The 23,777-nt window shown below is 36.2% G+C and carries 27 protein-coding genes; 14 read left to right on the top strand and 13 right to left on the bottom strand.

The annotated features are described in order from the left end of the window. Positions 1-8: 8 nt before the first annotated feature. From ACKTTZ_RS13645 to ACKTTZ_RS13635, 3 genes are all read right to left on the bottom strand, one after another. Positions 9-743, bottom strand: a complete 735-nt coding sequence (locus ACKTTZ_RS13645; RefSeq protein ID WP_253316887.1) for a curli production assembly/transport protein CsgE — start codon at positions 741-743, stop codon at positions 9-11. Between the two features lie 7 nt (positions 744-750). After that, positions 751-1,149, bottom strand: coding sequence for a hypothetical protein (locus tag ACKTTZ_RS13640; RefSeq protein WP_253316886.1), 399 nt, complete (start codon positions 1,147-1,149; stop codon positions 751-753). A 118-nt stretch (positions 1,150-1,267) separates the two neighbouring features. Next, positions 1,268-2,086 carry an RIP homotypic interaction motif-containing protein gene (locus tag ACKTTZ_RS13635; RefSeq protein ID WP_034697163.1) on the bottom strand — a complete coding sequence of 273 codons (819 nt, stop codon included), beginning with the start codon at positions 2,084-2,086 and terminating at the stop codon, positions 1,268-1,270. Between the two features lie 480 nt (positions 2,087-2,566). Here ACKTTZ_RS13635 and ACKTTZ_RS13630 point away from each other — a divergent pair, with 480 nt between their 5' ends. Genes ACKTTZ_RS13630 through murC form a run of 4 tightly spaced genes read left to right on the top strand, consistent with a single transcriptional unit; the run spans position 2,567 to position 5,827 of the window. Next, positions 2,567-3,196 (top strand): CoA pyrophosphatase, encoded by a 630-nt coding sequence (locus ACKTTZ_RS13630; protein ID WP_034697165.1) that lies wholly within the window; start codon positions 2,567-2,569, stop codon positions 3,194-3,196. A gap of 27 nt (positions 3,197-3,223) precedes the next feature. Next, the gene (locus tag ACKTTZ_RS13625; protein ID WP_034697173.1) at positions 3,224-4,030 is read left to right on the top strand and encodes a 1-acyl-sn-glycerol-3-phosphate acyltransferase; all 807 of its coding nucleotides are present in this window, start codon (positions 3,224-3,226) and stop codon (positions 4,028-4,030) included. A 15-nt stretch (positions 4,031-4,045) separates the two neighbouring features. After that, a complete protein-coding gene (locus ACKTTZ_RS13620; RefSeq protein WP_407845813.1) occupies positions 4,046-4,483 on the top strand; it encodes a hypothetical protein in 438 nt (145 codons plus the stop codon). Between the two features lie 6 nt (positions 4,484-4,489). Next, complete coding sequence (murC, locus tag ACKTTZ_RS13615; RefSeq protein WP_034697178.1) at positions 4,490-5,827, top strand: UDP-N-acetylmuramate--L-alanine ligase; 1,338 nt, start codon at positions 4,490-4,492, stop codon at positions 5,825-5,827. A gap of 50 nt (positions 5,828-5,877) precedes the next feature. Here murC and ACKTTZ_RS13610 read toward each other — a convergent pair whose 3' ends face one another. The 4 genes from ACKTTZ_RS13610 to ACKTTZ_RS13595 form a co-directional block, all read right to left on the bottom strand. Beyond that, positions 5,878-6,489 carry a hypothetical protein gene (locus ACKTTZ_RS13610; RefSeq protein ID WP_034697180.1) on the bottom strand — a complete coding sequence of 204 codons (612 nt, stop codon included), beginning with the start codon at positions 6,487-6,489 and terminating at the stop codon, positions 5,878-5,880. A gap of 95 nt (positions 6,490-6,584) precedes the next feature. After that, positions 6,585-7,643: an NAD(P)H-dependent flavin oxidoreductase gene (locus ACKTTZ_RS13605; RefSeq protein ID WP_407845812.1), complete on the bottom strand. Its 1,059-nt coding sequence runs from the start codon at positions 7,641-7,643 to the stop codon at positions 6,585-6,587. Between the two features lie 159 nt (positions 7,644-7,802). Continuing rightward, complete coding sequence (locus ACKTTZ_RS13600; RefSeq protein WP_034697185.1) at positions 7,803-8,507, bottom strand: DNA alkylation repair protein; 705 nt, start codon at positions 8,505-8,507, stop codon at positions 7,803-7,805. Positions 8,508-8,608: 101 nt separating this feature from the next. After that, positions 8,609-9,484 (bottom strand): aldo/keto reductase, encoded by an 876-nt coding sequence (locus tag ACKTTZ_RS13595; RefSeq protein ID WP_407845811.1) that lies wholly within the window; start codon positions 9,482-9,484, stop codon positions 8,609-8,611. 436 nt (positions 9,485-9,920) lie between these two features. Between ACKTTZ_RS13595 and ACKTTZ_RS13590 the strand changes: the two genes are divergently transcribed. Then, a complete protein-coding gene (locus ACKTTZ_RS13590; protein ID WP_034697539.1) occupies positions 9,921-10,355 on the top strand; it encodes a GNAT family N-acetyltransferase in 435 nt (144 codons plus the stop codon). Further along, positions 10,356-10,823, top strand: coding sequence for a GNAT family N-acetyltransferase (locus tag ACKTTZ_RS13585; protein WP_407845810.1), 468 nt, complete (start codon positions 10,356-10,358; stop codon positions 10,821-10,823). On the opposite strand, the gene ACKTTZ_RS13580 is transcribed toward ACKTTZ_RS13585, so the two are convergent. Both ACKTTZ_RS13580 and ACKTTZ_RS13575 read right to left on the bottom strand, forming a co-directional pair. Continuing rightward, positions 10,800-11,696 (bottom strand): LysR family transcriptional regulator, encoded by an 897-nt coding sequence (locus ACKTTZ_RS13580; protein WP_407845809.1) that lies wholly within the window; start codon positions 11,694-11,696, stop codon positions 10,800-10,802. The two genes, ACKTTZ_RS13585 and ACKTTZ_RS13580, sit on opposite strands and share 24 nt — an antisense overlap. 40 nt (positions 11,697-11,736) lie before the next feature. Beyond that, positions 11,737-12,483, bottom strand: a complete 747-nt coding sequence (locus ACKTTZ_RS13575; RefSeq protein WP_407845808.1) for a metallophosphoesterase family protein — start codon at positions 12,481-12,483, stop codon at positions 11,737-11,739. 401 nt (positions 12,484-12,884) lie between these two features. Between ACKTTZ_RS13575 and ACKTTZ_RS13570 the strand changes: the two genes are divergently transcribed. From ACKTTZ_RS13570 to ACKTTZ_RS13545, 6 genes are all read left to right on the top strand, one after another. After that, positions 12,885-13,502 (top strand): NAD(P)H-dependent oxidoreductase, encoded by a 618-nt coding sequence (locus ACKTTZ_RS13570; RefSeq protein WP_407845807.1) that lies wholly within the window; start codon positions 12,885-12,887, stop codon positions 13,500-13,502. Further along, complete coding sequence (locus tag ACKTTZ_RS13565; RefSeq protein WP_034697544.1) at positions 13,499-14,383, top strand: NAD-dependent epimerase/dehydratase family protein; 885 nt, start codon at positions 13,499-13,501, stop codon at positions 14,381-14,383. Before ACKTTZ_RS13570 ends, ACKTTZ_RS13565 begins: the two co-directional genes overlap by 4 nt. 2 nt (positions 14,384-14,385) lie before the next feature. Further along, the gene (locus ACKTTZ_RS13560) at positions 14,386-14,673 is read left to right on the top strand and encodes a putative quinol monooxygenase (RefSeq protein ID WP_034697545.1); all 288 of its coding nucleotides are present in this window, start codon (positions 14,386-14,388) and stop codon (positions 14,671-14,673) included. Between the two features lie 2 nt (positions 14,674-14,675). After that, a complete protein-coding gene (locus ACKTTZ_RS13555) occupies positions 14,676-15,428 on the top strand; it encodes a type 1 glutamine amidotransferase domain-containing protein (RefSeq protein ID WP_407845806.1) in 753 nt (250 codons plus the stop codon). Positions 15,429-15,679: 251 nt separating this feature from the next. Further along, positions 15,680-16,663: an aldo/keto reductase gene (locus tag ACKTTZ_RS13550; RefSeq protein WP_407845805.1), complete on the top strand. Its 984-nt coding sequence runs from the start codon at positions 15,680-15,682 to the stop codon at positions 16,661-16,663. A gap of 168 nt (positions 16,664-16,831) precedes the next feature. Beyond that, positions 16,832-17,800 carry a cyclase family protein gene (locus ACKTTZ_RS13545; protein WP_253316880.1) on the top strand — a complete coding sequence of 323 codons (969 nt, stop codon included), beginning with the start codon at positions 16,832-16,834 and terminating at the stop codon, positions 17,798-17,800. 429 nt (positions 17,801-18,229) lie between these two features. Here the strand turns inward: ACKTTZ_RS13545 and ACKTTZ_RS13540 are convergent, their stop codons facing one another. From ACKTTZ_RS13540 to ACKTTZ_RS13525, 4 genes are all read right to left on the bottom strand, one after another. After that, on the bottom strand, positions 18,230-19,852 hold the full coding sequence (locus ACKTTZ_RS13540; protein ID WP_407845762.1) for an IS1182 family transposase: 1,623 nt from the start codon (positions 19,850-19,852) through the stop codon (positions 18,230-18,232). Between the two features lie 197 nt (positions 19,853-20,049). Continuing rightward, positions 20,050-20,493 (bottom strand): carboxymuconolactone decarboxylase family protein, encoded by a 444-nt coding sequence (locus tag ACKTTZ_RS13535; protein ID WP_407845804.1) that lies wholly within the window; start codon positions 20,491-20,493, stop codon positions 20,050-20,052. Positions 20,494-20,497: 4 nt separating this feature from the next. Beyond that, on the bottom strand, positions 20,498-20,932 hold the full coding sequence (locus ACKTTZ_RS13530) for a DoxX family protein (protein WP_034697405.1): 435 nt from the start codon (positions 20,930-20,932) through the stop codon (positions 20,498-20,500). Positions 20,933-20,995: 63 nt separating this feature from the next. Then, complete coding sequence (locus ACKTTZ_RS13525) at positions 20,996-21,568, bottom strand: Crp/Fnr family transcriptional regulator (RefSeq protein ID WP_034697406.1); 573 nt, start codon at positions 21,566-21,568, stop codon at positions 20,996-20,998. Positions 21,569-21,632: 64 nt separating this feature from the next. On the opposite strand from ACKTTZ_RS13525, the gene ACKTTZ_RS13520 reads away from it, so the two are divergent. Both ACKTTZ_RS13520 and ACKTTZ_RS13515 read left to right on the top strand, forming a co-directional pair. Beyond that, entirely contained in the window at positions 21,633-21,998 is a 366-nt protein-coding gene (locus tag ACKTTZ_RS13520) for a DUF1304 domain-containing protein (protein WP_034697408.1), read from the top strand. Between the two features lie 528 nt (positions 21,999-22,526). Continuing rightward, the gene (locus ACKTTZ_RS13515) at positions 22,527-23,777 is read left to right on the top strand and encodes a glycine betaine/L-proline ABC transporter ATP-binding protein (RefSeq protein WP_034697410.1); all 1,251 of its coding nucleotides are present in this window, start codon (positions 22,527-22,529) and stop codon (positions 23,775-23,777) included.

The following is a 23,777-nucleotide window of genomic DNA, read 5'->3' as shown; positions in this document are numbered from 1 at the left end:
GGACATTTTTAATAGATGAATTCATTTTTTATAAGATTTTTCTTGGCATTAAATTCTTTGATATATTTTAAGCTATAGCCTAGTTGTTCTTTTAAATAATCCTCTGCCGGATTGGTCATAAAACTGTAAATAATTTTATCTTCCATCTGAATATTAATCTGACCACTTGTTCCGCGGAGAGGAAGTTCTGTAATAGTTATTACGCTACTGCTTTTATCAGGAAGCTGACTGTACTGCATGTAAAACATATCATAAAAGTCTTTTCCTACTTTGGTTTTTGTCTCATCGATGGTAAGTCCTCTGAGCTCATAAGCAGCGTCTTCTTCTATCTTAGCTGTTTTTTTTTTGAAAAGGTCGCTGTTCAGTTCCAGACTGTCTTTGGCAATCAGCTTCTGGGTTTCTTCATCCCTGATGTAAAGGAAAGCTTTGAGAGCATCTTTTGATTCGAGATTCACACTGATTTCTGATAATACTTTTACTTCATTGGGATTGACGGAAAATTTACCGTTCTGCTGATTGTTGGAGAGATTTCCACTATTTCCTTTTTTAATAGAAATCAAAAGGTAATTCAGTTCTTTATATACAGCGGTGTTATTGATTACCACTGCTTTTAATCTGACCTGGTTTTCAAGAACACTACTCTCTATCCTTGCATTTACTTTCTTATCTTCCTGCCCATAAACCCATACAGACAGGAAGGTAAAAAATGTACCCAAGCTAAGGGAATATAAAAGTTTCATCATTTGTGTTTTAATAGTTTCTCATGAAAACTGTCCTATTATCTCCCTTTACATTAATCTGAATTCCATCCGAAATACTGTTGCTTCCTGTAACATCAATAATATTATTGTTTCCCTGTGCAGTAATAGCAGCTTTTGTTTCTTTATCTGTGAATGAATTGATAAAATACAGGGTATTAAAATCTCCCAGCTGTCTTACTATAATATTGGTTCGGGCGTTAAGGGAAAGTTCGGCATTATTATAGTCTCCTATCTGAATGATATCGGATCCATAAGAACTCTGATCTGTCTGTTGTCTGGCTATAAGATTAAAGATTGTATTGCTGTTGACCTTATCCCAGTCTATTTCCTGTGCATGTAGTGGCAACATTGTGAAAAGAGCCAAAACACTCCATTTCAAGTTAAACATAGCCTTAGTATTAAAATTACATGATAACAAAACGGAGAAAATCGAAGGGTTAAAAAAGGAGAAACACTGCAGTTTCTCCTTTACAATTTCTAAGATTTACAGTATGTTGTTATAGGGCTTAATTCGACTGATTTACAATCATTGAGTTTCCATTACCCATCTGAGTTCCTACATGAACATGGCCAAGACCGCTCTGAGCTACCCAGGTAAAGTTACCATTACCCATTTGAAGGTCTATAGCTGTGTTGGAATCTCCTATCTGGAACTGATAAAGTTGGTTACCATTACCTACCTGTAATCCTGCAGTGGTGTTGTCATCTCCAATTTGAAGTGAGGCGGCAATATTACCAGACCCTACTTGAGCATGGCTGGCACTGTTATCATCACCATCCTGGTACTGAACAAGAACATTATTAGCTCCTAACTGAAGGGCACTTGCATCATTTCTTCTTCCTAACTGAATTTGATAAGCATCATTACCAAGACCTATCTGAACAGCAGAAGCATCATTTCTTCTTCCATCCTGATATTGGAAAACATAGTTACCTAATCCAATCTGTACTGAAGAAGCATCATTTCTTCTTCCGATCTGAGTTTGTTCTGTAGAGTTAAGTACTCCTAACTGCCAAGTTGAAGCAGAGTTTCTGTTTCCCATCTGCAACACTTCATTTGAGTTTGCAATTCCCATCTGATCTACATCTACAGAGTTTCTGTTTCCGATACTTTGTGCATTATTGACATTAAAAATTCCTACCTGGTCAATATCTGCAGTATTACGATTCCCTGTCTGTGTAAGAGAATTGATGTTCAAAAGACCAGTCTGGTCTACTGTAGCAACATTTAAGTTTCCTGTTTGAGTAGTCACATCAATATTGAATTGTGCGAATCCGAAACTCATTGCGAATAGTGTAAGTACACCTGTAAGTAAATTTTTCATCTTAGTAAAAATTAATTGGTTAATAGTAAGGCAAAGGTAGCTTCCCCGTCAAAATGAAAAACCACCATCAAAGTGTAAATTTTGAAAATCACGGTTTCCAGTTGGACAAGTCATTATTTACCGTTACGGAAAAACACCATCACAACATGTTGATTTACAAGCAAATCCATCGTCAGTGAATATTAACCTTTCTTCAATCATGATTTACTCTGAATAAACCCGATCTTTTATATTTTTAAAACATCACAATTCAGAGTTTTACGCTTTTTCTTACAAACTCCTGTCAAATTTATTATCTCAACCTAAAATCAATTTTATATTAAAAATTCAAGACTGAAAGTGAAATAGATTGTATTTTATCATTCATGATATCTCATTGGATTTAAGAAGTAAATATTTCCGGCTACAATGCGGTCTTTCTCATAGGTTAATTAATGTTAAGGCACTTATTTCTTCAAGATATATTGCTAAATTTGAGCTATGGAAAATTTTGGAAAAGATTTATTGAGAAAAATAAAAAGCGTGGAACTTCCCGGTGAACACGCCCATGGAGTATTCTCGCCTCCCTACCGTCCCGTTTTTACTTATGATGAAGTATTGTCAAAGAATCCCAAATTTGCGGCTGTCAATATTGTTCTCTATCTAAAGGACAACGAGTGGTATTTTCCATTGATTCAAAGAACGATTAATGAGCACGACAGGCACAGCGGGCAGATCTCACTGCCTGGAGGAAAGCGTGAGGAAATGGACAGAGATTTTGCTGAAACAGCAGTTCGTGAAACTTCTGAAGAAATCGGAATAGATAAACATTATGTAAGGATCATCAGAGAAATGTCTCCTATCTATATTCCGCCAAGCAATTTTTATGTATATCCCTATATCTCTTATACCAAAAAGAATCCGGCCTTTGTTCTTCAGCAGACAGAAGCTGTGGAAACCATAGAATTTCCCATCACTTCCTTTTTAAACCTGTCGGATACCCCGGAAATTATGGCTCTGCCAAGTGCAGGCGGACATGATGTTCCCGTCATTAATTTCAACGGATACATCATCTGGGGTGCTACAGCAATGATATTAAGTGAATTCAGTCAGTTGCTGAAAAAAATGTAACTTTGCACTACCGTGTTTAATTGAGAGATGGCGAAGAAAAATATTTTCACCGATGCATTCGGAACTCCTTATTTTTTGAAAAGGTTTATTATTTTTATTTTAGGTATTGTGTCTTACAGAAGATTCAATGGCTTTAATAAGTTAAAAATAACCGGTACAGAACACCTTGTGGATCTCCCGGACTCCAACGTCCTTTTTGTATCCAATCATCAGACGTATTTTGCAGATGTGGCGGCAATGTACCATGCCTTCTGTGCTGTAAACAACGGATATTTAAATACGATAAAAAACCCGATCTATCTACTGAACCCAAAGATTGATTTTTATTATGTAGCAGCTGAGGAAACCATGAACAAAGGTATTCTTCCCAAAATTTTCAAAATTGCAGGTGCTGTAACCGTAAAAAGAACATGGAGAGCTGAAGGGAAAAATGTCAACAGAATGGTAGACATGAGTGAGGTGGATAATATTATGAAAGCATTGGACAATGGCTGGGTAGCTACTTTCCCTCAAGGAACTACTTCCGCTTTTGCACAGGGACGAAGAGGAACGGCCAAATTGGTAAAAAACCAGCGTCCTATAGTAATTCCAATCAAAATAAACGGATTCAGAAGAGCTTTTGATAAAAAAGGACTCCGCGTAAAGGTAACCGGTGTAAAACCTACGATGGAATTCAAAGCTCCTTTGGATATTGATTATGATAATGAAAAAGCACCGGAAATTTTATTGAAAATTATGACTGCTATTGAGCAGACAGAAGATTTCAATGTATTACACAGTTATGATGAAGAACTTAAAGCTAAAAAATTAGAACAAAAGGACTCAAATAATTAAAGTAAATTAAAAATTATGAACAAAATACTTGGAATCTTATTCGCAATCATAGTATTAGTTTCATGCAACAGCCAAAAGGTATATTCGGATTTTGACATCAGCTATTCGAAAAGCGGAGGTGTTGCTCCTATTTATGAAAATCTTCTTATCAAAGGAAATAATGTACATTACTCTTTTGAAGGACAGGGAAAAAAATACAAACAGGATTTTAAAATTTCTGATGAAGATTTAAAGAAACTGGATCAGGCTCTTTCTCAGAATAATTTCAGAAGAATACAGGAAGACCGTAAAAAATTGTACGACAATATTTCAACTTCCATCAATGTCAAGAAAGGTCCTAATGAAGGCAGTAAAACGGATGCAAGTATGATTATTCCGAATTACAACACCAACTGGAACAATATTCTTGAAGCTTTCCAGCAGATCATTAATACTAATGTTAAAAAACAGTAAATACAATTGAAAACCCACTTCATTGCCATTGGCGGAAGCGCCATGCATAATCTTGCAATCGCATTAAAAGACAAAGGATATCAGGTGACAGGTTCTGATGACGCTATTTTTGAGCCTTCAAAATCCCGATTGGAAAAGAAAGGAATTCTTCCTCAGGAAATGGGCTGGTTCCCGGAAAAGATCACTTCGGATATTGATGCTGTCATTCTTGGAATGCACGCACATCAGGATAACCCTGAGCTGGCAAGAGCAAAAGAACTGGGCTTGAAAATATATTCTTATCCTGAATTCCTGTACGAACAGTCTAAAAACAAGACAAGAGTTGTTATTGCCGGATCACATGGTAAAACGACTATTACTTCAATGATCCTTCACGTTTTGAATTTCCATCAGAAAGATGTGGATTTCATGGTAGGCGCTCAGCTTGAAGGTTTCGACTGTATGGTAAAGCTGACTCAGGATAATGATTTCATGGTGTTGGAAGGTGATGAATACCTTTCTTCTCCTATTGATCTTCGCTCAAAATTTTTATTGTATCAGCCTAATATTGCTTTGATGAGCGGTATTGCATGGGACCATATCAATGTATTCAAAACATTTGATGATTATATTGAGCAGTTCAGAAAGTTTGTGGCAAGTATTACAGCAGGCGGAGTTCTTGTATATAATGAAGAAGATCCGGAAGTAGTGAAAGTAGTGGAAAATGCAGAGAACTATTTCAGAAAGATTCCTTATAAAACGCCTGAATACGAAATCAATAATGGTAAAGTGTATTTAAAAACCGAAATGGGAGATGTTCCTCTTTCTGTTTTTGGAGCACACAATCTACTGAATCTTGAAGGTGCAAGACATATCTGCCAACAACTTGGGATTATGGATGAAGATTTCTATGAGGCGATCATGAGCTTCAAAGGAGCATCCAAGCGTCTTGAAAAAGTAGAAAGAGAAGATAAAGGGACGCTTTACAAAGATTTTGCCCATGCACCAAGTAAGGTGAAAGCAGCTGTAAAAGCCTTCGCTGAACAATTTAAAAAGGATAAGAAATACGGATTCCTGGAGCTTCATACCTATTCCAGCTTAAACCCTGCTTTCCTTGAGCAGTATGACCACGCCATGGATGGTCTGGAGGAAGCCATTGTTTTCTATTCTGAAGACGCATTGAAGATCAAGAGAATGGAACCTATTTCTCCTGAGTTTATTAAAGAAAAATTCAAGAATGAAAAGCTGAAGGTTTTCACGAATGCTGAAGATCTACATGCCTACTGGAATACATTAGATAAAACAGATGGTGTTTATCTCATGATGAGTTCCGGAAATTTTGGCGGATTAGACTTAACAAAATAAATAAAAAGCTTCAGAGTATATTCTGAAGCTTTTTTTATGGTAGTTTATTTTTAATCGATCAACTTTTTATTGTTGGTCAGTTCCATACTTTTTATGGAACCTACCGGTGCTATTTTTATCGTTTTATTTCCTTTAGCCAGATAAATATAATACATGCTGTTGGATCCTATCAGGTGTACCTGCTCAGAGCTTTCATCACCATAGTTTAATTTATAGTCATATTTAAGCTTGTTTTCCTTTATCTTCCTGGTGAGCCCAAGGCCTTCTCCCCATCCTATTCCTACAAAGAAAGACAGTAACATCATGGCAAGAAATCTCACAAACATATTGGTAAAATGATTCTCAATAGCTTCTTTACTCATGTTTTCATGTTCTTTGAGCGATGCCATTTGTAATGCCCAACGTTTATTTTTATTGGCCTGCTTTGATAAAAAAGAGGGAAAAGCAAATGAAAATACAACAACACCAATCAGGGCAATCAATATAATGGGATGAGCGGTCAAAGTAGCAATCGGACTTATCAGAATATCCATTATTGTTGAGTACTTTAGAATATTAATATTGATCTGATAGTAGAAGACACTCTCTTTTAATATTCCCATTACAACGAGAAAAAGATACCCGAATGGAAGTGATCTCTGAATTCCTTCTGAATATTTCATGGATGTTTTTATTGATTTTAGTTTTTATATTGGGGCAGATCAATGATATTGATGTACGAAAATATAAAATTATCATCAAATTAGAACATATAGATTCATCTTTCACATTCTTTGATCAGTTTCTTCAAAATTTCTTCTGTAGAAAGTTCGCTATACTGATGGATAGACTGTCCAACCCAGATTCCTACAAATTCTGGATTTTGCAAAGATTTTGCTGCTTTACGTAAAGCATTGGTCAGCTTGTTCTGATAAGGATAAGGTAAAATATATTCTGAGTTTTCAACCGTTTCTATAAAATGGTTTTTCACTCCTCTTGCATACCGCCCGGAGAAACTCTTCGTTAAAACAATTTCCTCTTCTCTTACCTTTCTCAACCTTTCTTTTTCAAAAGGTAAAAGAGCACTTTCCTGAGAAGTCAATAGAAGATTCCCAACCTGAAAGCCTTGCGCACCTAAGTCTTTCACAGCCTTTAATGTTCTTACTCCGTAGATTCCTCCTGCATAAATCAAAGGAACATTTACCTGTTCATAAACCTGTGACAGTAAAGATAAACCTCCGATCTGCGGAATATTGTCTGCTTCAAAACTCCCTCTGTGCCCTCCAGCCTCAATTCCCTGAACACAAATGATATCAATACCGGATTTTTCAAGCAATAAGGCTTCCTTTACAGAAGTGCAGGTTCCGATAAGGGTAACTCCATTTTCTTTTAACTTCTGAATACTCTCATCATCAAGATTTCCGAAAGTAAAGCTTAAAATCTTACATTTTTCTTCAATAATAGCATCCACCTGATCATGATAGCCGTTGACACTAATTTCTTCAAGGTCCGGAAGATGAACTTCTATAGCATTTTCTTTTGCCAGCTGTTCTATAAACTGCCTGGTTTTACTATATTTTTCTTTCAAAGCATCTGTCACTTCAGGAATATGATGAACAAATATATTCGCTGCAAAAGGTTGATCAGTCTGTGTCTTCATTTCTCTGATCAATTCCACAGACTGATCTGCAGAAAGATCAGCCAGCGCCAGTGATCCGAGACAACCTGCTTTTGTAGCTGCTACAGCCATCTGTACCGTGCTCACACCAAACATTGGAGCTTGAATTACAGGATATTCTATCCCTAATTTTTTACTGATTGTATCCGGCCAAAACATAAGAATTATTTTAATTAAAATGTACGAAGAACAAAGCAATACTTTTTATTCCAGAATATGATATTGCTCACGATTTATTCAAAGTTCAAGGTTTAAGGTTCAATGTTTAGAGTTTAAGGCTGTTGATCAACTTCTATTGTATATTGAATAAATGAAGATTTACTTTTTCTTCCTGAGCTCTTTGTAATATAATTTTGATTCCGGATCCAGTTTTTCAGTTGCGTAAGAAAATGTAACAGCAGGCATTGTTTTAACATAAGTATTGAGAAAATGCTGTAATTTCTTTTTGTCTTTTTTTCCGGCTTCCCGAATCCAGCTTCCTACAGCTTTATTCACAAGCTCGTTTGGATCGTGAACGAGGATTTCTGCGATGGCAAAAGTATCCTCAGCATCATTTTGTCTGATAAATGCATGAGTGCTTACTATCGCTGTTCTTCTTTCCCATGGACTTTCGGAATCAGCAAGTTTGTATAAAATGTCTCTTGGTTTATCGATAAGATATTCTCCAATAATACTTCTGGCTGCTCTGTCTACAAAATCCCAGTTATTCAAACGATCATGACGGTTGAGATAGAGATCAAAAAGAGCTTTCTTCCGGTCTTCAGACGTTTTTTTACTTCTCGCCTGAAAATCCATAATACTTACCGCTCCCATTCTTACTTCATAAAAATCACTGTCAAGAAGCTTGTTGATTTCATCCAGAGGCATCATCGAAAATGCCTTCGCCGTAGTAAAAACATCTCCGAATTTCACCCCGAAACTCTTGGTAATACCATCATTTCCTTTGAAAAACTTCTCAGCTTTATTAAGTTCTTTTTCATTTTTAAATAATGCGAGTGTTTCTATGAATTCTTTTGCAGTCATGGTTATATTGATTTAAAAATCCCGCAAATCTCACAATATTTCAGATTGGAAAGTCTGCAAATTCATGAAAACTGCGGGATGTATTTTTATAAAATTCCGGATTAAATATCTGCTACAGAATTTAGCATTTTTTGCTCCCATTCAGGGTCTTTAGGATCAAAGAATAATCTTTTTCCAGTATCTAAAGAACGGACAACATTCATTTCATCTTCTGTCAGTTCAAAATCAAATACATTAAAGTTTTCTTCAATTCTTGAAGGGGTTACAGATTTCGGAATCACTACAAATCCTTCCTGTAGATGCCATCTCAAAATTACCTGTGCTACAGTTTTTCCATATTTCTCTGCAATGGCTTTCAGATCAGGATTGCTTAAAAGATTCGCATTACCGTTTCCTAGCGGACTCCAAGGTTGAGTTACGATGTTATTGTCTCTGTCATACACCTGTAATTCTTTCTGTTGGAAGACAGGATGCAGTTCAATTTGATTGATAACGGGTAAAACGGTTGAATTAGCTTTCAATTCCTCCAGTTTCTCAACGGTAAAATTACACACTCCAATCGCTTTGATTTTTCCTTCGTGATATAATTCTTCCAAAGCTTTCCATGTACCCAGAAAATCTCCGTATGGCCAGTGGATAAGATACATATCAAGATAATCCATCTGTAATCTGTCTAACGTTCTCTGAAAAGCACTTTTTGCCTTTTCGTATCCATGATCCTGAACCCATACTTTGGATGTGATAAACAGTTCGTCTCTGTTTACACCATTATTTTTCACAGCAGCGCCTACTGCAGTTTCATTCTGATAAATAGCAGCAGTGTCTATCATTCTATATCCCGTCTGAATAGCTTTGATTACAGCATTTTCACATTCTTTCAGATCTTCCATCTGCCATACTCCGAATCCTAAAGCCGGAATATCCACTCCGTTATTTAATGTTACCACAGGTTGTCCTGTATAGGTTTTCTTTTGCATAAATCTTTATTTTAATGATTAATATAAAGTGATAAACAAATTTGCAATAAAAATTTGAAAATCCTGCCTACCAATTTTACTGTTTTTCTTCTAAGAAAGGTATTTTATTAGCTTCAGAATAGGTTAGAAAATGTAAAGGTGTAAAGTTGTTTATTTTGATTAATCAATTTTATCGAAGATAAAATCTTTGCGTCTTATCTATTAAGTCTTTAAAAAGATTTCTTGCGTCTTTGCGTTAACCAAAACATTATATACCGAATTAACTACCCCGTCTTTTTGCTTCACAAAAATCCACCCCTTCAGAGAAGGGGAATGATTGTAGTTGATAAAGCTTATCAAGCCACTTCTAACTTCTAACTTCTAACTTCTAACTTCCAGCACACATCTTCTATGCCCATCCTCAAATTTTCTCTATTTTTGTTTAAAATTTAAAATCATGTCACAACATATCAGATTGGCTACAGCAGAGGATTATCCGATAATTATGGAAATATGGGAATCAGCAGTAAAAGCAACTCACGATTTTCTTGCCGAAGAGGATTTCAATTATTTCAAAGAAGCTATTCCAAGAGATTATCTTCCTAATCTGGAAGTGTATTTAATTACTGAAGATAATGAATCTAAAGGATTTGCCTCTGTAGCAGAAGGTAATTTGGAAATGCTTTTCATACATAATGATACCCGTGGAAAAGGTTATGGTAAAACACTTTATCAGTTTATGAAAGAGAAAACCGGATTGACGAAAGTAGATGTCAATGAACAAAACCCTCAAGCCATTGGATTTTATGAAAAAATGGGGTTCAAAAAGACAGGAAGATCTGAAAAAGACGGTTCAGGAAAGAATTATCCACTTATTCATATGAGTCTGTAAATGGAAGAGTTTACTTTCAATCTCTTGCACTCTGATTCAGAGATTCCTTATCATCTGTTGCTATTGGCAGATGATACCAAAGAGGCAATCAATCAGTACATTTTCAATTCTGACATTTATCTTTTACACGACGGCACTGAAAACATTGCAGTGATGGCATTGTACAGAAAAAGCAATACTGAACTGGAAATTAAAAATGTTGCTGTGATTGAAAGCTACCGAAGTAAAGGTATCGGAAGCATCCTGATGGACAAAGCAAAAGAAATTGCGAAAGAAAATCATTATAAAACACTGACTGTTGGAACATCGGATACCGGTGTCCAACAGATCAGATTTTATGAGAAAAACGGATTCATCAAAAGTGGAATCCTGAAAGATTTTTTTATTGAAAACTATCCAGAACCTATTTATGAAAACGGTTTACAGATGAGAGATATGGTTTTATTAAGCCATCACCTTGCGGAATAATCCTTTGATATGGTCTATTTCGGTTTGATAATTGGTTTTCTTACGACAACCGAAATACAGGGTATTTTCAAACTTTTTCTTTCCTTCCCAGATCAGCTGAATATCACCGCCTGCAATATCATTTCTGCATAGAAAGTCAGGAACAACGGCTAATCCTGTTCCTCCCTTCAGACAACGGATGATGGAGTTCATATTGGGAACGATATAATTAGGACGGAAATTCGGTTTATGACCAAAATTCAATATCCAGTACTGGAAAAGGTGTTCCATATCTCCGGTGGTTCCGTACCATTTTTCGTTTTTCAGCCATTCTTCAATCTGTTCTGCATTTTTTGTTTTCAGCACTTTATTGAAAGCTGTTTTATCTACATCCTTCCCTCCTACCAGAATGATCTGCTCGGAAGAGAATGCTTCATGTTCGATATTGGGTGAAGATCCTTTTTTGGGAGTAATGATCAGATCCAGAATTCCTTTATCCAGCTGATCCAGCATTTCGGGATATTCTCCGAAACTGATAATCAGATTAAAAGGCAATGAAGAAACATATTGCTCCAAAGTGGTCTGAAAAGTCTCAAAACACATCCCGACACTGATGGTAGGAGTATGCTTCTCTGTAGATTTTTGAAAATTTTTCTCTACATCTTCCAGTTTAGTAATAGGTTCGGCAACTGCATTAAACAATACTTTTCCTCTTTCTGTCGGAATCATTTTTCGACCCGTTCTGTCGAATAGTTTGTATCCTACATAAGCTTCCAATGAGCTTAAGTGAAGGCTCACTCCTGGCTGTGATATAAACAGAGCATCGGCAGCACCTGTCAATGTCCCGGTTTTATAGATCGCCTTAAAAGTACGATACCATTCTAAATTAACCATGACTTAATTATTAATATTCTGATGCAAAGTTACAAAATAATTATAATATTAATACATTTTCGTTCTTTAGAAATGATGCATAATAATCCGGAATACCACTTTCCTCAATTCCCCGAAGTGTTTCTTCAAGCGGATAGGATAATTGTACAATCTCAGGAGTAATTTTTTCTTCATCTAAAGTCACCACCAGATAAGAAGCCAGTCTGTTTTCTTCTTTGGAACGTCCCACCGAACCACAATTGACTGCCCAGGTATTATTTTCAAACTGTTTTTGAAATGATAAATGGGTATGTCCCATCACAATAAGATCAGCATCTACACTTTCCAGCATAGATGTAAAAATCTCATCATTTTCAGATTCGTATAAATAGGTATCATTGCTTTCAAGACTGGAATGCACTAACTGAATATTCCAATGTTTTTTACCTGTTTTATAATTTAATTTTAAATGAAAAGGAAGTTCGGAGAGAAATCTTTTGTTGAATTCTGTAATATGTTTTTTAGAATGATCTATCGCAATAAATCTGGCGTTTGTTTCTTCTTCTGAATGCTTGGATAAAGGAATCACAGGAATATCAAAGGCAATTCTTTCATCATGATTTCCCATCAGACAAGGAATGTTCAGACTTCTGATTTTTTCTATTACTTCATTTCCCCAGGGTGCAAAGTCTACCAGATCTCCCAAACAGAATTTCTGACTGATTCCTCTTTGCTCTATATCCTTCAACACAACTTCCAATGCAGGAAGATTTCCATGCACATCACTAAAAACAGCTATCTGTATCATTGTCCTTCAATTTGTTAGACAAATTTACATGACGGAAAGGAATTTCAGCTCGGATATACTATGACATTTTACCATGAAAAGGGAAATTGTCAATGGTCAATAGTCAATTTTTGCTGCGCAAAGTCACTTGTGAATGAGTAACTACTGGTTAGCAATACCTGCATACACAAACGAATCGGTTGAACTCAACCTCGAATCACGCAACTCGAAACACATAACAAATTCACAAGCAAAGCGGATTGACCATTGACCATTCACATACATAACCTTAAATTTTGAACCCAAAACCTTGAACATAATTAACTATCACAAAAATAATAACATCCTATAATTTATATTATTTTTATTATACAAACATCCGTTCTAACTTTGCAGAGTAAAATTCAAACAATCATAAAAAAATGAAAAAAGTACTAATCATCAACGGAGGACAGAATTTCGGACATTCCGGAGGAAAATATAATCAGACTATTGCAGACAATACATTAGCCGTTCTTAAAGAATTTGAGAACGTAGAAGTAAAGATAACGAATGTAAGTGAAAACTACGACAAGAATGAAGAAGTGGAGAAATTTGTATGGGCAGATTATATCATTTACCACACTCCAATCTGGTGGTTCCAATTGCCTAACGGATTGAAAAAATATATTGACGAAGTGTTCACAGCAGGACATGCCAAAGGAATTTATATGAGCGACGGAAGAAATGCTGAGAATCCGGAAATCAACTACGGAACAGGAGGAATGCTTGGAGGAAGAAAATACATGCTGACTACCAGCTGGAATGCTCCTGCAACGGCTTTCACTCTTCCAGGAGAATTTTTTAGTGAAAAAAGTGTAGATGAAGGACCATTATTTGGTTTCCACAGAATGAATGCCTTTGTTTCACTAGAAAAAATGGAAAGCTTCCACTTCCACGATGTAGAGAAAAATGCTAATGTAGAACGTGATATGACATTATACAGAGCGCATGTAAGAAATGTATTTGAAAAAGAATTAAAACCGGAACTGGTATCATGAAAAAAGTACTGATCACAGGTATTACCGGCTATATTGGCGGAACTATCGCAAAAAAACTCCTAGACAAGGATTATGAAGTGACAGGACTGGTTCGTAATGAAACCCATGTACAGGAACTGGAATCATTAGGAATCAAAGCTATTGTGGGAAATATCCATGATGAAGATCTTATCAGAACAGCGGTTTCCGGTGTAGATGCAGTTATTCACAATGCAGATTCAGCAGATGATGCTTATGCAGCAGATAACTTTATCAAAGCTCTGGAAGGAAGTCACAAAACGTTTATTTTCACTTCAGGTTCTGCCATTTTTGGAGGAAAAGAGAATGGTCAAAAAAGTGATTTTATCTTCAGGGAAGATTTCCCTTTGCAACCAAGACTGGAAATGGCATCAAGAGTGCTTATCAACAATTATGTACTGCAATCTGCAAACAAAGATATAAGAAGTATTGTTATTGTTCCTACAATGGTTTACGGAGAAGGTCTGGGAATAAAAAAAGACAGCATCCAGATTCCCGCTCTCATCAATTTTTCTAAGGAAAAAGGACATGGAGTCTATTTTGGTGAAGGAGAAAATATCTGGTCTAACTTACATATTGAAGACCTTGCAGATTTATATGTACTTGTATTGGAAAAAGCAAAAGGAGGTTCCATTTATTATGCAGAAAATGGTTCATCTTCTTTAAAAAACATTGCAGAAAACATCAGTAAAAAATACAGCCTACAACCTGCAGAATCATTAAGTATACAGGAAGCTGTTAATAAATTCGGTCCTGCGGGAGGCTATTTCGGTTTTGCATCCAACAGCAGATGTAGCTCGGATAAAGCTAAAGCAGAATTGGACTGGAAACCTATCTATAACTCAATTGAAAATTTTATTTAATTATGAAAATTCATCTTACAGCTATTATAAAAGCCAAAGAAGAACATCAGGCAGAAGTACTGGAAGTTCTTCAGCATATGGTAGAAGAAACAAGAAAAGAAGAAGCTTGTGAGCTTTACAGCCTGCATCAGGGTATTGAAGACAAAAATGAATTTGTTTTCTACGAAATCTGGAAAAGCGAGGAAGGGTTGGCTCAGCACAATCAGCAGCCTTACATCCAGGCTTTCGGAGCTTTGGTAGATGAGAAGCTTCAGGAAAAACCACAGATTTATCTTACCAACATCATTTAATTATGAAAAAATTAGCGTTGTTAATGTTGGCTGTCTTTACGATAGGATTCGTTCAGGCACAAACCAAAAAATCAAAGAATATGAAAAAGAAAATCTTATTCGTCGTTACCAGCCATGATAAAAAAGGCAGTACCGGTGAGGATACAGGATATTATCTGGGCGAAGTTTCTCATCCGTGGGAAGTTCTTCACCAGGCAGGATATGAAATTGACTTTGTAAGTCCGAAAGGCGGAACTCCTCCGGTAGATGGCTTCGATTTGAAAGATCCTGTCAACAAGGAATTCTGGGAAAACAAGGAGTACAAAAACAAGATTGATCATTCTATGACGCCATCACAGGTGAATCCAAAAGAATATTCAGCCATTTTTTATGCAGGAGGACACGGAGCAATGTGGGATTTTGCAGACAATAAAGAACTGGCAGATATTGCTTCTAAAATTTATGAAAACGGAGGAATTGTAGCCGGAGTATGTCATGGTCCTGCAGGTTTGGTGAATATCAAACTCAATAACGGAAAATATCTTGTAGACGGCAAAAAAATCAATGCTTTTACCAATGAAGAGGAAGCTGAAGTAAAATTAACCAACGTTGTTCCTTTCCTATTGGAAGATAAACTGAAAGAAAGAGGTGCAAAATTTGAAAAATCCGGGCTTTGGCAGAATCATGTGGTAACCGATCAGAGAGTGATCACAGGACAGAATCCACAATCAGCAAAAAGCGTTGGAGAAGCTATCGTAAAAGAATTAAAGAAATAACAGACACTTTTTAACCACAACAAGATAATCAATAAACTGATTGAGATTGTCTCAAAAATCAAATTATTTGGACTTTGTCATTGACTACGTCGAATCTTTGATTTCTGACAAAGGAAGAATCTCATTAACAATCAATCACATGAGATTCTTCATTACATTTCATTTCATTCAGAATGACATTTTAGCAAATAAAAGATTTGACGGGGTGGTTTAACGTTTAACACACAACAACAATTTTAAAACAATCAAAAATGGAATATAGAAAATTAGGAAACACTGACTTAGAATTATCAACAATTACACACGGAGCTTTTGCCATTGGCGGAAACATGTGGGGCGGTAATGAAAAACAGGATTCTATCAATTCTATTCACGCTTCATTAGATCATGGGGTAACTTCTATTGACACCGCACCATTCTATGGTTTCGGGCTGAGTGAAGAAATGATCGGTGAAGCCATCAAAGGAAAAGACCGTTCAAAAATCCAGCTTTTAACAAAATTCGGATTGGTATGGGACGGAAGCAATAATGGTAAAGGAGAGTTTTTCTTCGATGCAGAAGACGAAGGAAAAACTATTCCCGTGTACAAATTGGCTTCAAAAGAAAACATTATCAAAGAAGTTGAAGAGAGCTTAAAAAGATTAGGAACAGATTATATTGATCTTTTACAGCTTCACTGGCCGGACAGCACAACGCCTATCTCCGAAACTATGGAAGCTATGGAATTATTGATCCAGCAGGGAAAAATCCGTACAGCAGGAGTCAGCAACTACAGCGTTGCTCAAATGAAAGAAGCTAACAGAACCTTACAACTTGCCAGCAATCAGGTTTCTTACAGTATGCTGAACCGTGCCATTGAAAACGATCTTGTCCCTTATTCTTTGGAAAACAATACAGGAATCATCGTGTACAACCCAATGGAAAGAGGTCTTTTAACCGGTAAATATTTCAAAGAAACCCAATTGAAAGATAATGACCACAGAAACGGATATTTCTCTCAGTTTGATCTGAATAAAGTAAAAACGTTCTTAGAAAAAATAGAACCTATTGCTCAGGAAAAAGGAGCAAGCCTTTCTCAACTGGTATTAAGATGGACAACGCTACAGCCAGCAATCACAGTCGTATTGGCAGGAGCAAGAAATGCACAGCAAGCCATCGAAAACGCAAAAGCAATGTCTATTGACCTTTCACAGGAAGAATTAAGCTTTATCAATTCTGCTTTGAGCGAAATTTAATGTAGATGTTGGAAGCTGGAAGAAGGAGGCTGGAAGTAAGATCAGTCTTCTGATCAATGACATTATCTGATTTAAAGATCTGATTTAACAGAACTTCAGTTGTTATCAGACTTCAATAACCTCCCCCAGCTTCCAGCTTCCCTCCCTTAACCTCAAACCTCATAAAAAATGAAAAATAATCTGATCAAAATGTTCGGGTTCGCTACACTATTGACTTTCAACAGCATTAGTTTAAAAGCTCAGACACTCGTCAATCCTGAAGACAAATCATGGTATCCTTCGGTTTACGGTGCGAAAGATGAGATTGGAGCAGCCAATCTGTTAACACCGGAAGTCGTAAAACAAGCACTAGGATTAGTAAAACAAGGCAAAACCTTAGCACTTGCCGTTCCTATTGATAAAAACCTGCCTGCTTTCAGACACAGAAGTTTCAATTTATATAATATTCAGCCCGGAGAGCAGGGCGGAAAAAGCATAGGACCTAATAAATTCACCTTCAATGACGAGTTAGTAAACGGATGGACCGGAGTGGGAACACAGCTGAATGGTATCGGACACATCGGTATTGATAATACTTACTACAACGGAAATAAAGCAACAGATTTTGTAACCGTAGAAGGTGTGAAAAAACTGGGTGTTGAAAAAGTACCTCCTTTCGTTACCCGTGGTGTAGTCCTTGATATGACTGCTCATTATGGAAAATCAATCGTACCCGGAGGAACAGAATTTACAGTCGAAGATATTAAATCCGTTTTAAAGAAACAGGGACTTACTCTCCGAAAGGGTGATATCATTCTTTTTAATACCGGATGGCTTGAATTGATCGGTAAAAACAATCAGCAATTCCTGGAAACAGAACCCGGCATCGGAATGGATGCTGCAAAATGGCTTGCCGATCAGGGAATCGTTGCTTTTGGTGGTGATACCTGGGCTTCTGAAGTATATCCCAACCCTAAAAGTAAAGAAGAATTCCCTATCAATCAGTTTATGCTCGCAAAAAAAGGAATTTATAACCTGGAACTGATTGACAGCCGTCCATTGGTGAAGCAAAAAATCTGGGAATTTTTATTTGTACTGGGACAGCCTTTGTATGTAGGTTCTACTCAGGTGAATGTGAATCCGGTAGCTATTTATTAAATTAAATGTTTACAATATGAGGTTGTTTAAACTTTTCTATTCATTATTTTAGGCACAAAAGTTTTAAACACTTAAGTTTTTTCAGAACCACTTCTTATGCATAATAAGTACACTTAAGTTTTGTGAAAATCTTTGATTTTCATCTTGTGTGAACTTTTCTGCGGTATCATTTTAAAGTTACTTAAGTCAATTCAAGTGTTCTAAAATAAAACCTTTTGTGACTTTTGTGGTTGGATAAAATTCAAACTACCTTTATATCCGAGAAACGGAGAGACAATGTAATTCCGGTTTAAAAAATAAAATGAACCAAAGAATTTATTTTTAGAATTAATACCCGAACTGTGTTACACTGTCACTTTACATCTTGCATCAAAACGAGGCTGTCCAAAAAGGTCAGCCTCTTTTTGTTTGTTTTGAGACTGCGTATAGTTATGCAGCAATTTTATACTTTTGGATTTTCATATACTTATGGAAAAGATGCATATGTTGTTTGCATTTAAGTGTATTTAGCCAATTTTTACGGTTAAGTTTTCTGTTTTTCACTAATTTTCTAAGATTATGTGCCAATGCCATTAATCCAAATTCAATATTTACTTTTTCAAGTCCTTTTAGAGTAAATCTTGAAAATTTATTATTGCTTTTTAATTGCCCGAATACAGCTTCTACTTCTATAGGCCGTTTACTTCTGTGGTAATGCCCTTTTTCAGATATCAGCCTTTGTCTGGCTTTCATTCTGTGATGGTTCAGATTATAATTCACTTCGATTAATCGATTATCCTGGCTTTGATGGCAGCTTTCTCTAAGAGGACAACCCTGACATCTGAAAGCCTGATAATAATGTACCTGAGATTCATATCCGTTACTGCTGATTCTTTTGCCTTTACCGATAAAGTTCATTTGCTGTCCGCAGGGACATACATAGAAGTTATTTTCCTCATTATAATATAAGTTCTGTACAGCAAACGCATTGTTCTTCTCACTGCGCTTCTGTTCTTTATGAAAATTATTATATTTTACATAGCCCTCTATAGCTTTTTCTGCCATCATTTCGTAATTCTCTTCACTTCCATATCCGGCATCTGCTACTACCTCTTTACTTTGTTTGTGATACTGATTTTCAAAGCTGTTAAGATGATCCTTCAATGTAGTGGTATCTCCAGGAGTCTGATGAATGCTGTAATGGGTGATAAACTGGTTTTCAGTACTGATCTGTGCATTATAGGCTGGCTTAAGCTGCCCATTTTTCATATGGTCGTCTTTGAGCCGCATGAAGCAGGCGTCGGGATCTGTCTTACTATAACTGTTGCGGCCTGAGAGTATTTTTAATTGATCTTCATACTTCTGTAATCTGGGCAGGTCCTGATGCTGAAGCTTTTTAATGAGCTTCTTACCGGTTTTATTGTCCTGTGCCACAGAGTGATTAAGTTCTGCTATTTTATCCTGAAGCTCTCTGCTGTCAATAGATTTTGGAAGGGTCTTTTCATGGGATTCATAACGCTCTTCTTTGATTTGGGATTCAATATCTTCAAGTACGGAATGAATTTGAGCTTCCAGTTTTAATTTATTCTTTTCTACAGATTTTTTCCATACAAAGCTGTATCGGTTGGCAGATGATTCTATTTTTGTACCATCTATATATTGAACATTTAAACTTACGTAACCTAAATTCTGCAAAACAACGGTAACATCTGCAAAAAGACGGTGAATATGGTTTTTAAGCCGTTTGCTCCTAAAGTAATTGATGGTTCTGTAATCAGGCTTACTGTTGCCAGAAAGCCACATGAAATGAATATTTTCTCCAAGTGCCTTTTCTATTTTACGGCATGAATAAATATTGTTGAAATAGGCATAGAATAAAACTTTGATCATCATCCGGGGGTGAAAACTTGTCGTTCCACCGCCTTTATATTCACTTATAATATGATCGATATTCAAGTTATCCACTAATTCATTGATAAGACGTACCGGATCATTAGCACCTATCTTATCAAAAATATCTTCAGGAAATAAGCTGGGAGTATTGGTGGGTAAAGATTTAAACCGTACTTTCATATCAATGTTTGTTTGGGTGCACCTTAAAGATAAATCTTAAAGGACAAACAACAAAAAAATCCCCGAAACTTTTTAAGTAACGGGGATATTTTTTTGGACTTTTTAGACAGCCTCTTTTTTTTTAAATAAAGTAAACATCCGTAGATGATGCAGTCTTCATCAACTTCCATCCTCCATCTACACACTCCCTGATTTCACTATTTTGCAATCGGAAGATGAGTACTTACTGCAATTCTGTTCCAGGCATTGATCGTAATGATCGCCATAATGATCTGAGCGATCTGGTTATCATCAAAGAAAGACTTCGCTTTCTGATACGTTTCTTCGGTTAAACCTTTTTCGCTGATCAGTGTAATTTCTTCTGTCATCGCCAACAGCACCTGTTCTTCTTCAGTGAAAAATTCTTTTGCTTCCGTCCATCCGTTCAGAATAAAAATTCTCTGAGGATTTTCTCCGTATTTGATGGCATCTTTGGTATGCATATCAAGGCAGAAAGCACATTTATTGATTTGTGAAGCTCTGATTTTAATCAGTTCCTTCTGAATATGTGTTAAAGAAATCGTTTGTAAATACCCTTCCAATCCCAGCATGGCTTTATAGGCTGCTGAATCTACTGTTGCAATATTTAATCTTGCGCTCATAATATTATATTTTTTTGGTTAATTGATCTATACTTAAAGAATAATGTTGCTGTACTGCCAGTAAAAGAGCGGCTGCACTTCCCACCCATACAGAATAGTTTAGTGGGGCTTTTGGTCCTGATGCAATGGTCATGGATATCGCAAAAATTAACAGCAGGATACAGCTTCCATAGGCTGCCATTTTTGTTTTAAATCCAAAAATAAGCATCAAAGGAAAAAGAATTTCTAAAAAGGTAGCGGCATACGCTGAAACTGTACTTAAAGCTTCCGGTAGAAAAAAGGTAAGCTGTCTTGTATATTCTTTAAAACTCTCCATGTTTCCCCATGATGAATTTTCTTTGCTCCACCATCCGAATCGGTCTGCCACTGCAGAAAGCATCGTAACGGCAAGAGCCAGTCTTAAAAAAAGTTGCGGAAATTGATTTTTTTGATCTGTCATTGCATTAGCTTTTAATCACATGACAAATTTCCGGCTTCTGATCCGTAAAAAACTTAAACTGGTTTAAGATCGTAATTTTGCTCTGATTTCACTCAGATATTCCGGCGTAAAACCTAAAAAGGAAGCAATTAAATATTGTGGAATTCTCTGGATAAACCAAGGATACAGAGTGCTAAAATGTACATAATATTCTTCCTTTGTCATCTCGTAAATATAACGGATTCTTTTTTCAGCCGCCGCATAAGCTGTTTGGTACACCATTCTGAAATAGCGTTCCATGATGGGATGCTTTTCCAATAAAAGCTCCTGAGACTGAAAATCAATGGCTAAAATTTTGGAATTTTCTACAGCCTGAATATTAAAATCTGATTTCAACTGTTTCTCAAAAGCAAAAGTATCAGACATCCACCAGGTTTCAATAGCAAATTCAGTGGTTTGTTCTACTCCTTTTTCGTTCACAAAAAATTTCCTCAGACAGCCTTCCAGAACGAAATATTTAAATTTGCATACCTCACCTTCAACCATCAGATTTTCTTTCTTTTTCACTTTCAAAACATGAAAAAAAGAAATAATGGAATCAAATTCCTCGTCATTGATCGTAATGAATTTATTTAAATGTGATTTGAATGAGTCCATCTTGCAAATTAATACTCAAACTTAACTTTATTTTTTTAGTTTTACAATGAGAAAATATTGAATCATGGAAATCGTTGCTAAAATTCTGATCGCCGTCGTTGCACTGGAACACCTTTATATTCTTTGGATGGAAATGTTCGCATGGGAAACCAAAGGAAAAGAAGTTTTTAAAGCTGCTCTGCCTGCAGAAATGTTTAAACCAACGAAAGGACTCGCTGCCAATCAGGGACTTTACAATGGATTTCTGGCTGCCGGACTGATCTGGTCTTTTCTGATTAAAGATCCGCAATGGCAGACCAATGTAGCATTATTCTTTTTAGGATGTGTAGCTGTTGCCGGAATCTATGGAGCAATTTCTGCCACTAAAAAAATATTTTTCGTTCAGGCATTACCCGCCATTCTTGCAGTTATTGCCGTTTTATTGAAATAGTCTTACGGTTTATCTTTTAAAATAATTACCCTATTCATCTTCACTTACCTTTAATGATAAGAGAAAATTCGTCATGAAACCGCCTCTTTAAAACTACTTTGAAAATCAACAACTTACACATGTAAAAATCCATTTAATATAAAATTCGTAAATTTGCACCGTCATAAAAAATTGATATACAGTTTTTTGATGCTGGCAAGCATTTTGATAAAATGTAGCCATTCAAGTTGTTCAGTACACATATCTGTAATTACCTCATCAGTAATTTAATTGTAGAATCTATGTAAAAGATCAGTTTCTTTTTACATAATACACTCTTTTTCTAGAGTATAATCTATTGAAATATTTAAAATAAACATAAGGCCAGCAGGTCTTTATGCTGTTATTTTTTTGTTTAAAGCTTTTATCAATAAAGGCTTAACAAACTATTTTATCCTATTCTCAGCAGCAGAACAACGAAAGCTAAATGTATATAATGAATTGGTGTACAATTTTTTATATCAAATTATTAATTGAAAAATTCTGAATATGGAAAAAAATGAAAACACTCGAAAAGTAAAACTTAAAGTGGAAGACCTGACGATCATCTTTGGTAAAAACAAAGAAAAAGCACAGGAACTTCTGGACAAAGGTTTTTCCAAAAAGGAAATTCTTGAAAAAACAGGCTGTACCATAGGAATCAACAAAGCCAGTTTTGAAATTTATGAAGGAGAATTCTTTGTTATTATGGGATTGTCGGGAAGTGGAAAATCTACTCTACTGCGCTGTCTTAACAGACTGAATGAACCTACTTCAGGAAAAGTATTCATCAATGACGATGATATTACCGGAAAAAACAACAAAGAACTGCTGGAAGTAAGAAGAACAGAAATGAGTATGGTATTTCAGAAATTCGGATTACTTCCCCACCATACAATTCTCGACAATGCAGGTTTCGGACTGGAGATCAGAGGAGAAGACAAAGTTTCACGCGATAAAAAAGCACAGAAAGCTCTGGATATCGTAGGATTAACCGGCTTTGAAAACCAATATCCTTCCCAGCTTTCCGGAGGAATGCAGCAGAGAGTAGGATTGGCAAGAGCATTAGCGAACGATCCTGAAGTATTGCTTATGGATGAAGCCTTCTCCGCACTGGATCCATTGATCAAATCTGAAATGCAGGATCAGATGCTTGAACTGCAGAATACATTGCAAAAAACCATAGTCTTTATTACCCACGATTTGGACGAAGCCATTAAAATCGGAGATCGTATCGTCATTATGAAAGATGGGGTCATAGAGCAAATAGGAACAGCGGAAGATATTTTAACCAATCCTGCAAGCGACTATGTGAAAGCATTTGTAGAGAAAGTAGACCGTAAGACCATTATCACTGCGAGATCTTTGATGTTCGACAAAGCGACGGTGGTACGTTTCAGAAAAGACGGTCCTGAAGGAGCTTTAAGAAAAATGAGGGCTACAGGTCTGGAAAACTTACCTGTGGTAGATTTTCAAAATAAATTTCTTGGCTTTGTAACGCTTAAAGATGTGGTCCGCATCGCCAAAAAGAAAGAACCTACGGTAGAATCTATTATCAACAGTAATGTTCCTTCGGTTTATCCTGAAGTGACTGTAGAAGAAATGCTGCCGCTGATCTCAGAAAATAAATCGTCCATTGCCGTAATTGATGAAGACAATAAATTTTTAGGTCTAGTAACCCAGTTATCGCTTGTCATAGAAGCTACCAAGTTTAACGAAGAAGAGATCATAGAATTAAAAGAAATCGCAAACAATCAATAA

This window comes from Chryseobacterium sp. KCF3-3 (genome assembly GCF_045865955.1).
Classification (GTDB): Bacteria; Bacteroidota; Bacteroidia; order Flavobacteriales; family Weeksellaceae; genus Chryseobacterium.
This window is presented reverse-complemented; position numbering and strand designations above follow the sequence as displayed.

Excerpts from the sequence above, each read along its gene's own strand:
- ACKTTZ_RS13645 (WP_253316887.1), bottom strand. The coding sequence starts at position 743 with ATGATGAAACTTTTATATTCCCTTAGCTTGGGTACATTTTTTACCTTC.
- ACKTTZ_RS13640 (WP_253316886.1), bottom strand. The coding sequence starts at position 1,149 with ATGTTTAACTTGAAATGGAGTGTTTTGGCTCTTTTCACAATGTTGCCA.
- ACKTTZ_RS13635 (WP_034697163.1), bottom strand. The coding sequence starts at position 2,086 with ATGAAAAATTTACTTACAGGTGTACTTACACTATTCGCAATGAGTTTC.
- ACKTTZ_RS13630 (WP_034697165.1), top strand. The coding sequence starts at position 2,567 with ATGGAAAATTTTGGAAAAGATTTATTGAGAAAAATAAAAAGCGTGGAA.
- ACKTTZ_RS13625 (WP_034697173.1), top strand. The coding sequence starts at position 3,224 with ATGGCGAAGAAAAATATTTTCACCGATGCATTCGGAACTCCTTATTTT.
- ACKTTZ_RS13620 (WP_407845813.1), top strand. The coding sequence starts at position 4,046 with ATGAACAAAATACTTGGAATCTTATTCGCAATCATAGTATTAGTTTCA.
- ACKTTZ_RS13610 (WP_034697180.1), bottom strand. The coding sequence starts at position 6,489 with ATGAAATATTCAGAAGGAATTCAGAGATCACTTCCATTCGGGTATCTT.
- ACKTTZ_RS13605 (WP_407845812.1), bottom strand. The coding sequence starts at position 7,643 with ATGTTTTGGCCGGATACAATCAGTAAAAAATTAGGGATAGAATATCCT.
- ACKTTZ_RS13600 (WP_034697185.1), bottom strand. The coding sequence starts at position 8,507 with ATGACTGCAAAAGAATTCATAGAAACACTCGCATTATTTAAAAATGAA.
- ACKTTZ_RS13595 (WP_407845811.1), bottom strand. The coding sequence starts at position 9,484 with ATGCAAAAGAAAACCTATACAGGACAACCTGTGGTAACATTAAATAAC.
- ACKTTZ_RS13590 (WP_034697539.1), top strand. The coding sequence starts at position 9,921 with ATGTCACAACATATCAGATTGGCTACAGCAGAGGATTATCCGATAATT.
- ACKTTZ_RS13585 (WP_407845810.1), top strand. The coding sequence starts at position 10,356 with ATGGAAGAGTTTACTTTCAATCTCTTGCACTCTGATTCAGAGATTCCT.
- ACKTTZ_RS13580 (WP_407845809.1), bottom strand. The coding sequence starts at position 11,696 with ATGGTTAATTTAGAATGGTATCGTACTTTTAAGGCGATCTATAAAACC.
- ACKTTZ_RS13575 (WP_407845808.1), bottom strand. The coding sequence starts at position 12,483 with ATGATACAGATAGCTGTTTTTAGTGATGTGCATGGAAATCTTCCTGCA.
- ACKTTZ_RS13570 (WP_407845807.1), top strand. The coding sequence starts at position 12,885 with ATGAAAAAAGTACTAATCATCAACGGAGGACAGAATTTCGGACATTCC.
- ACKTTZ_RS13565 (WP_034697544.1), top strand. The coding sequence starts at position 13,499 with ATGAAAAAAGTACTGATCACAGGTATTACCGGCTATATTGGCGGAACT.
- ACKTTZ_RS13560 (WP_034697545.1), top strand. The coding sequence starts at position 14,386 with ATGAAAATTCATCTTACAGCTATTATAAAAGCCAAAGAAGAACATCAG.
- ACKTTZ_RS13555 (WP_407845806.1), top strand. The coding sequence starts at position 14,676 with ATGAAAAAATTAGCGTTGTTAATGTTGGCTGTCTTTACGATAGGATTC.
- ACKTTZ_RS13550 (WP_407845805.1), top strand. The coding sequence starts at position 15,680 with ATGGAATATAGAAAATTAGGAAACACTGACTTAGAATTATCAACAATT.
- ACKTTZ_RS13545 (WP_253316880.1), top strand. The coding sequence starts at position 16,832 with ATGAAAAATAATCTGATCAAAATGTTCGGGTTCGCTACACTATTGACT.
- ACKTTZ_RS13540 (WP_407845762.1), bottom strand. The coding sequence starts at position 19,852 with ATGAAAGTACGGTTTAAATCTTTACCCACCAATACTCCCAGCTTATTT.
- ACKTTZ_RS13535 (WP_407845804.1), bottom strand. The coding sequence starts at position 20,493 with ATGAGCGCAAGATTAAATATTGCAACAGTAGATTCAGCAGCCTATAAA.
- ACKTTZ_RS13530 (WP_034697405.1), bottom strand. The coding sequence starts at position 20,932 with ATGACAGATCAAAAAAATCAATTTCCGCAACTTTTTTTAAGACTGGCT.
- ACKTTZ_RS13525 (WP_034697406.1), bottom strand. The coding sequence starts at position 21,568 with ATGGACTCATTCAAATCACATTTAAATAAATTCATTACGATCAATGAC.
- ACKTTZ_RS13520 (WP_034697408.1), top strand. The coding sequence starts at position 21,633 with ATGGAAATCGTTGCTAAAATTCTGATCGCCGTCGTTGCACTGGAACAC.
- ACKTTZ_RS13515 (WP_034697410.1), top strand. The coding sequence starts at position 22,527 with ATGGAAAAAAATGAAAACACTCGAAAAGTAAAACTTAAAGTGGAAGAC.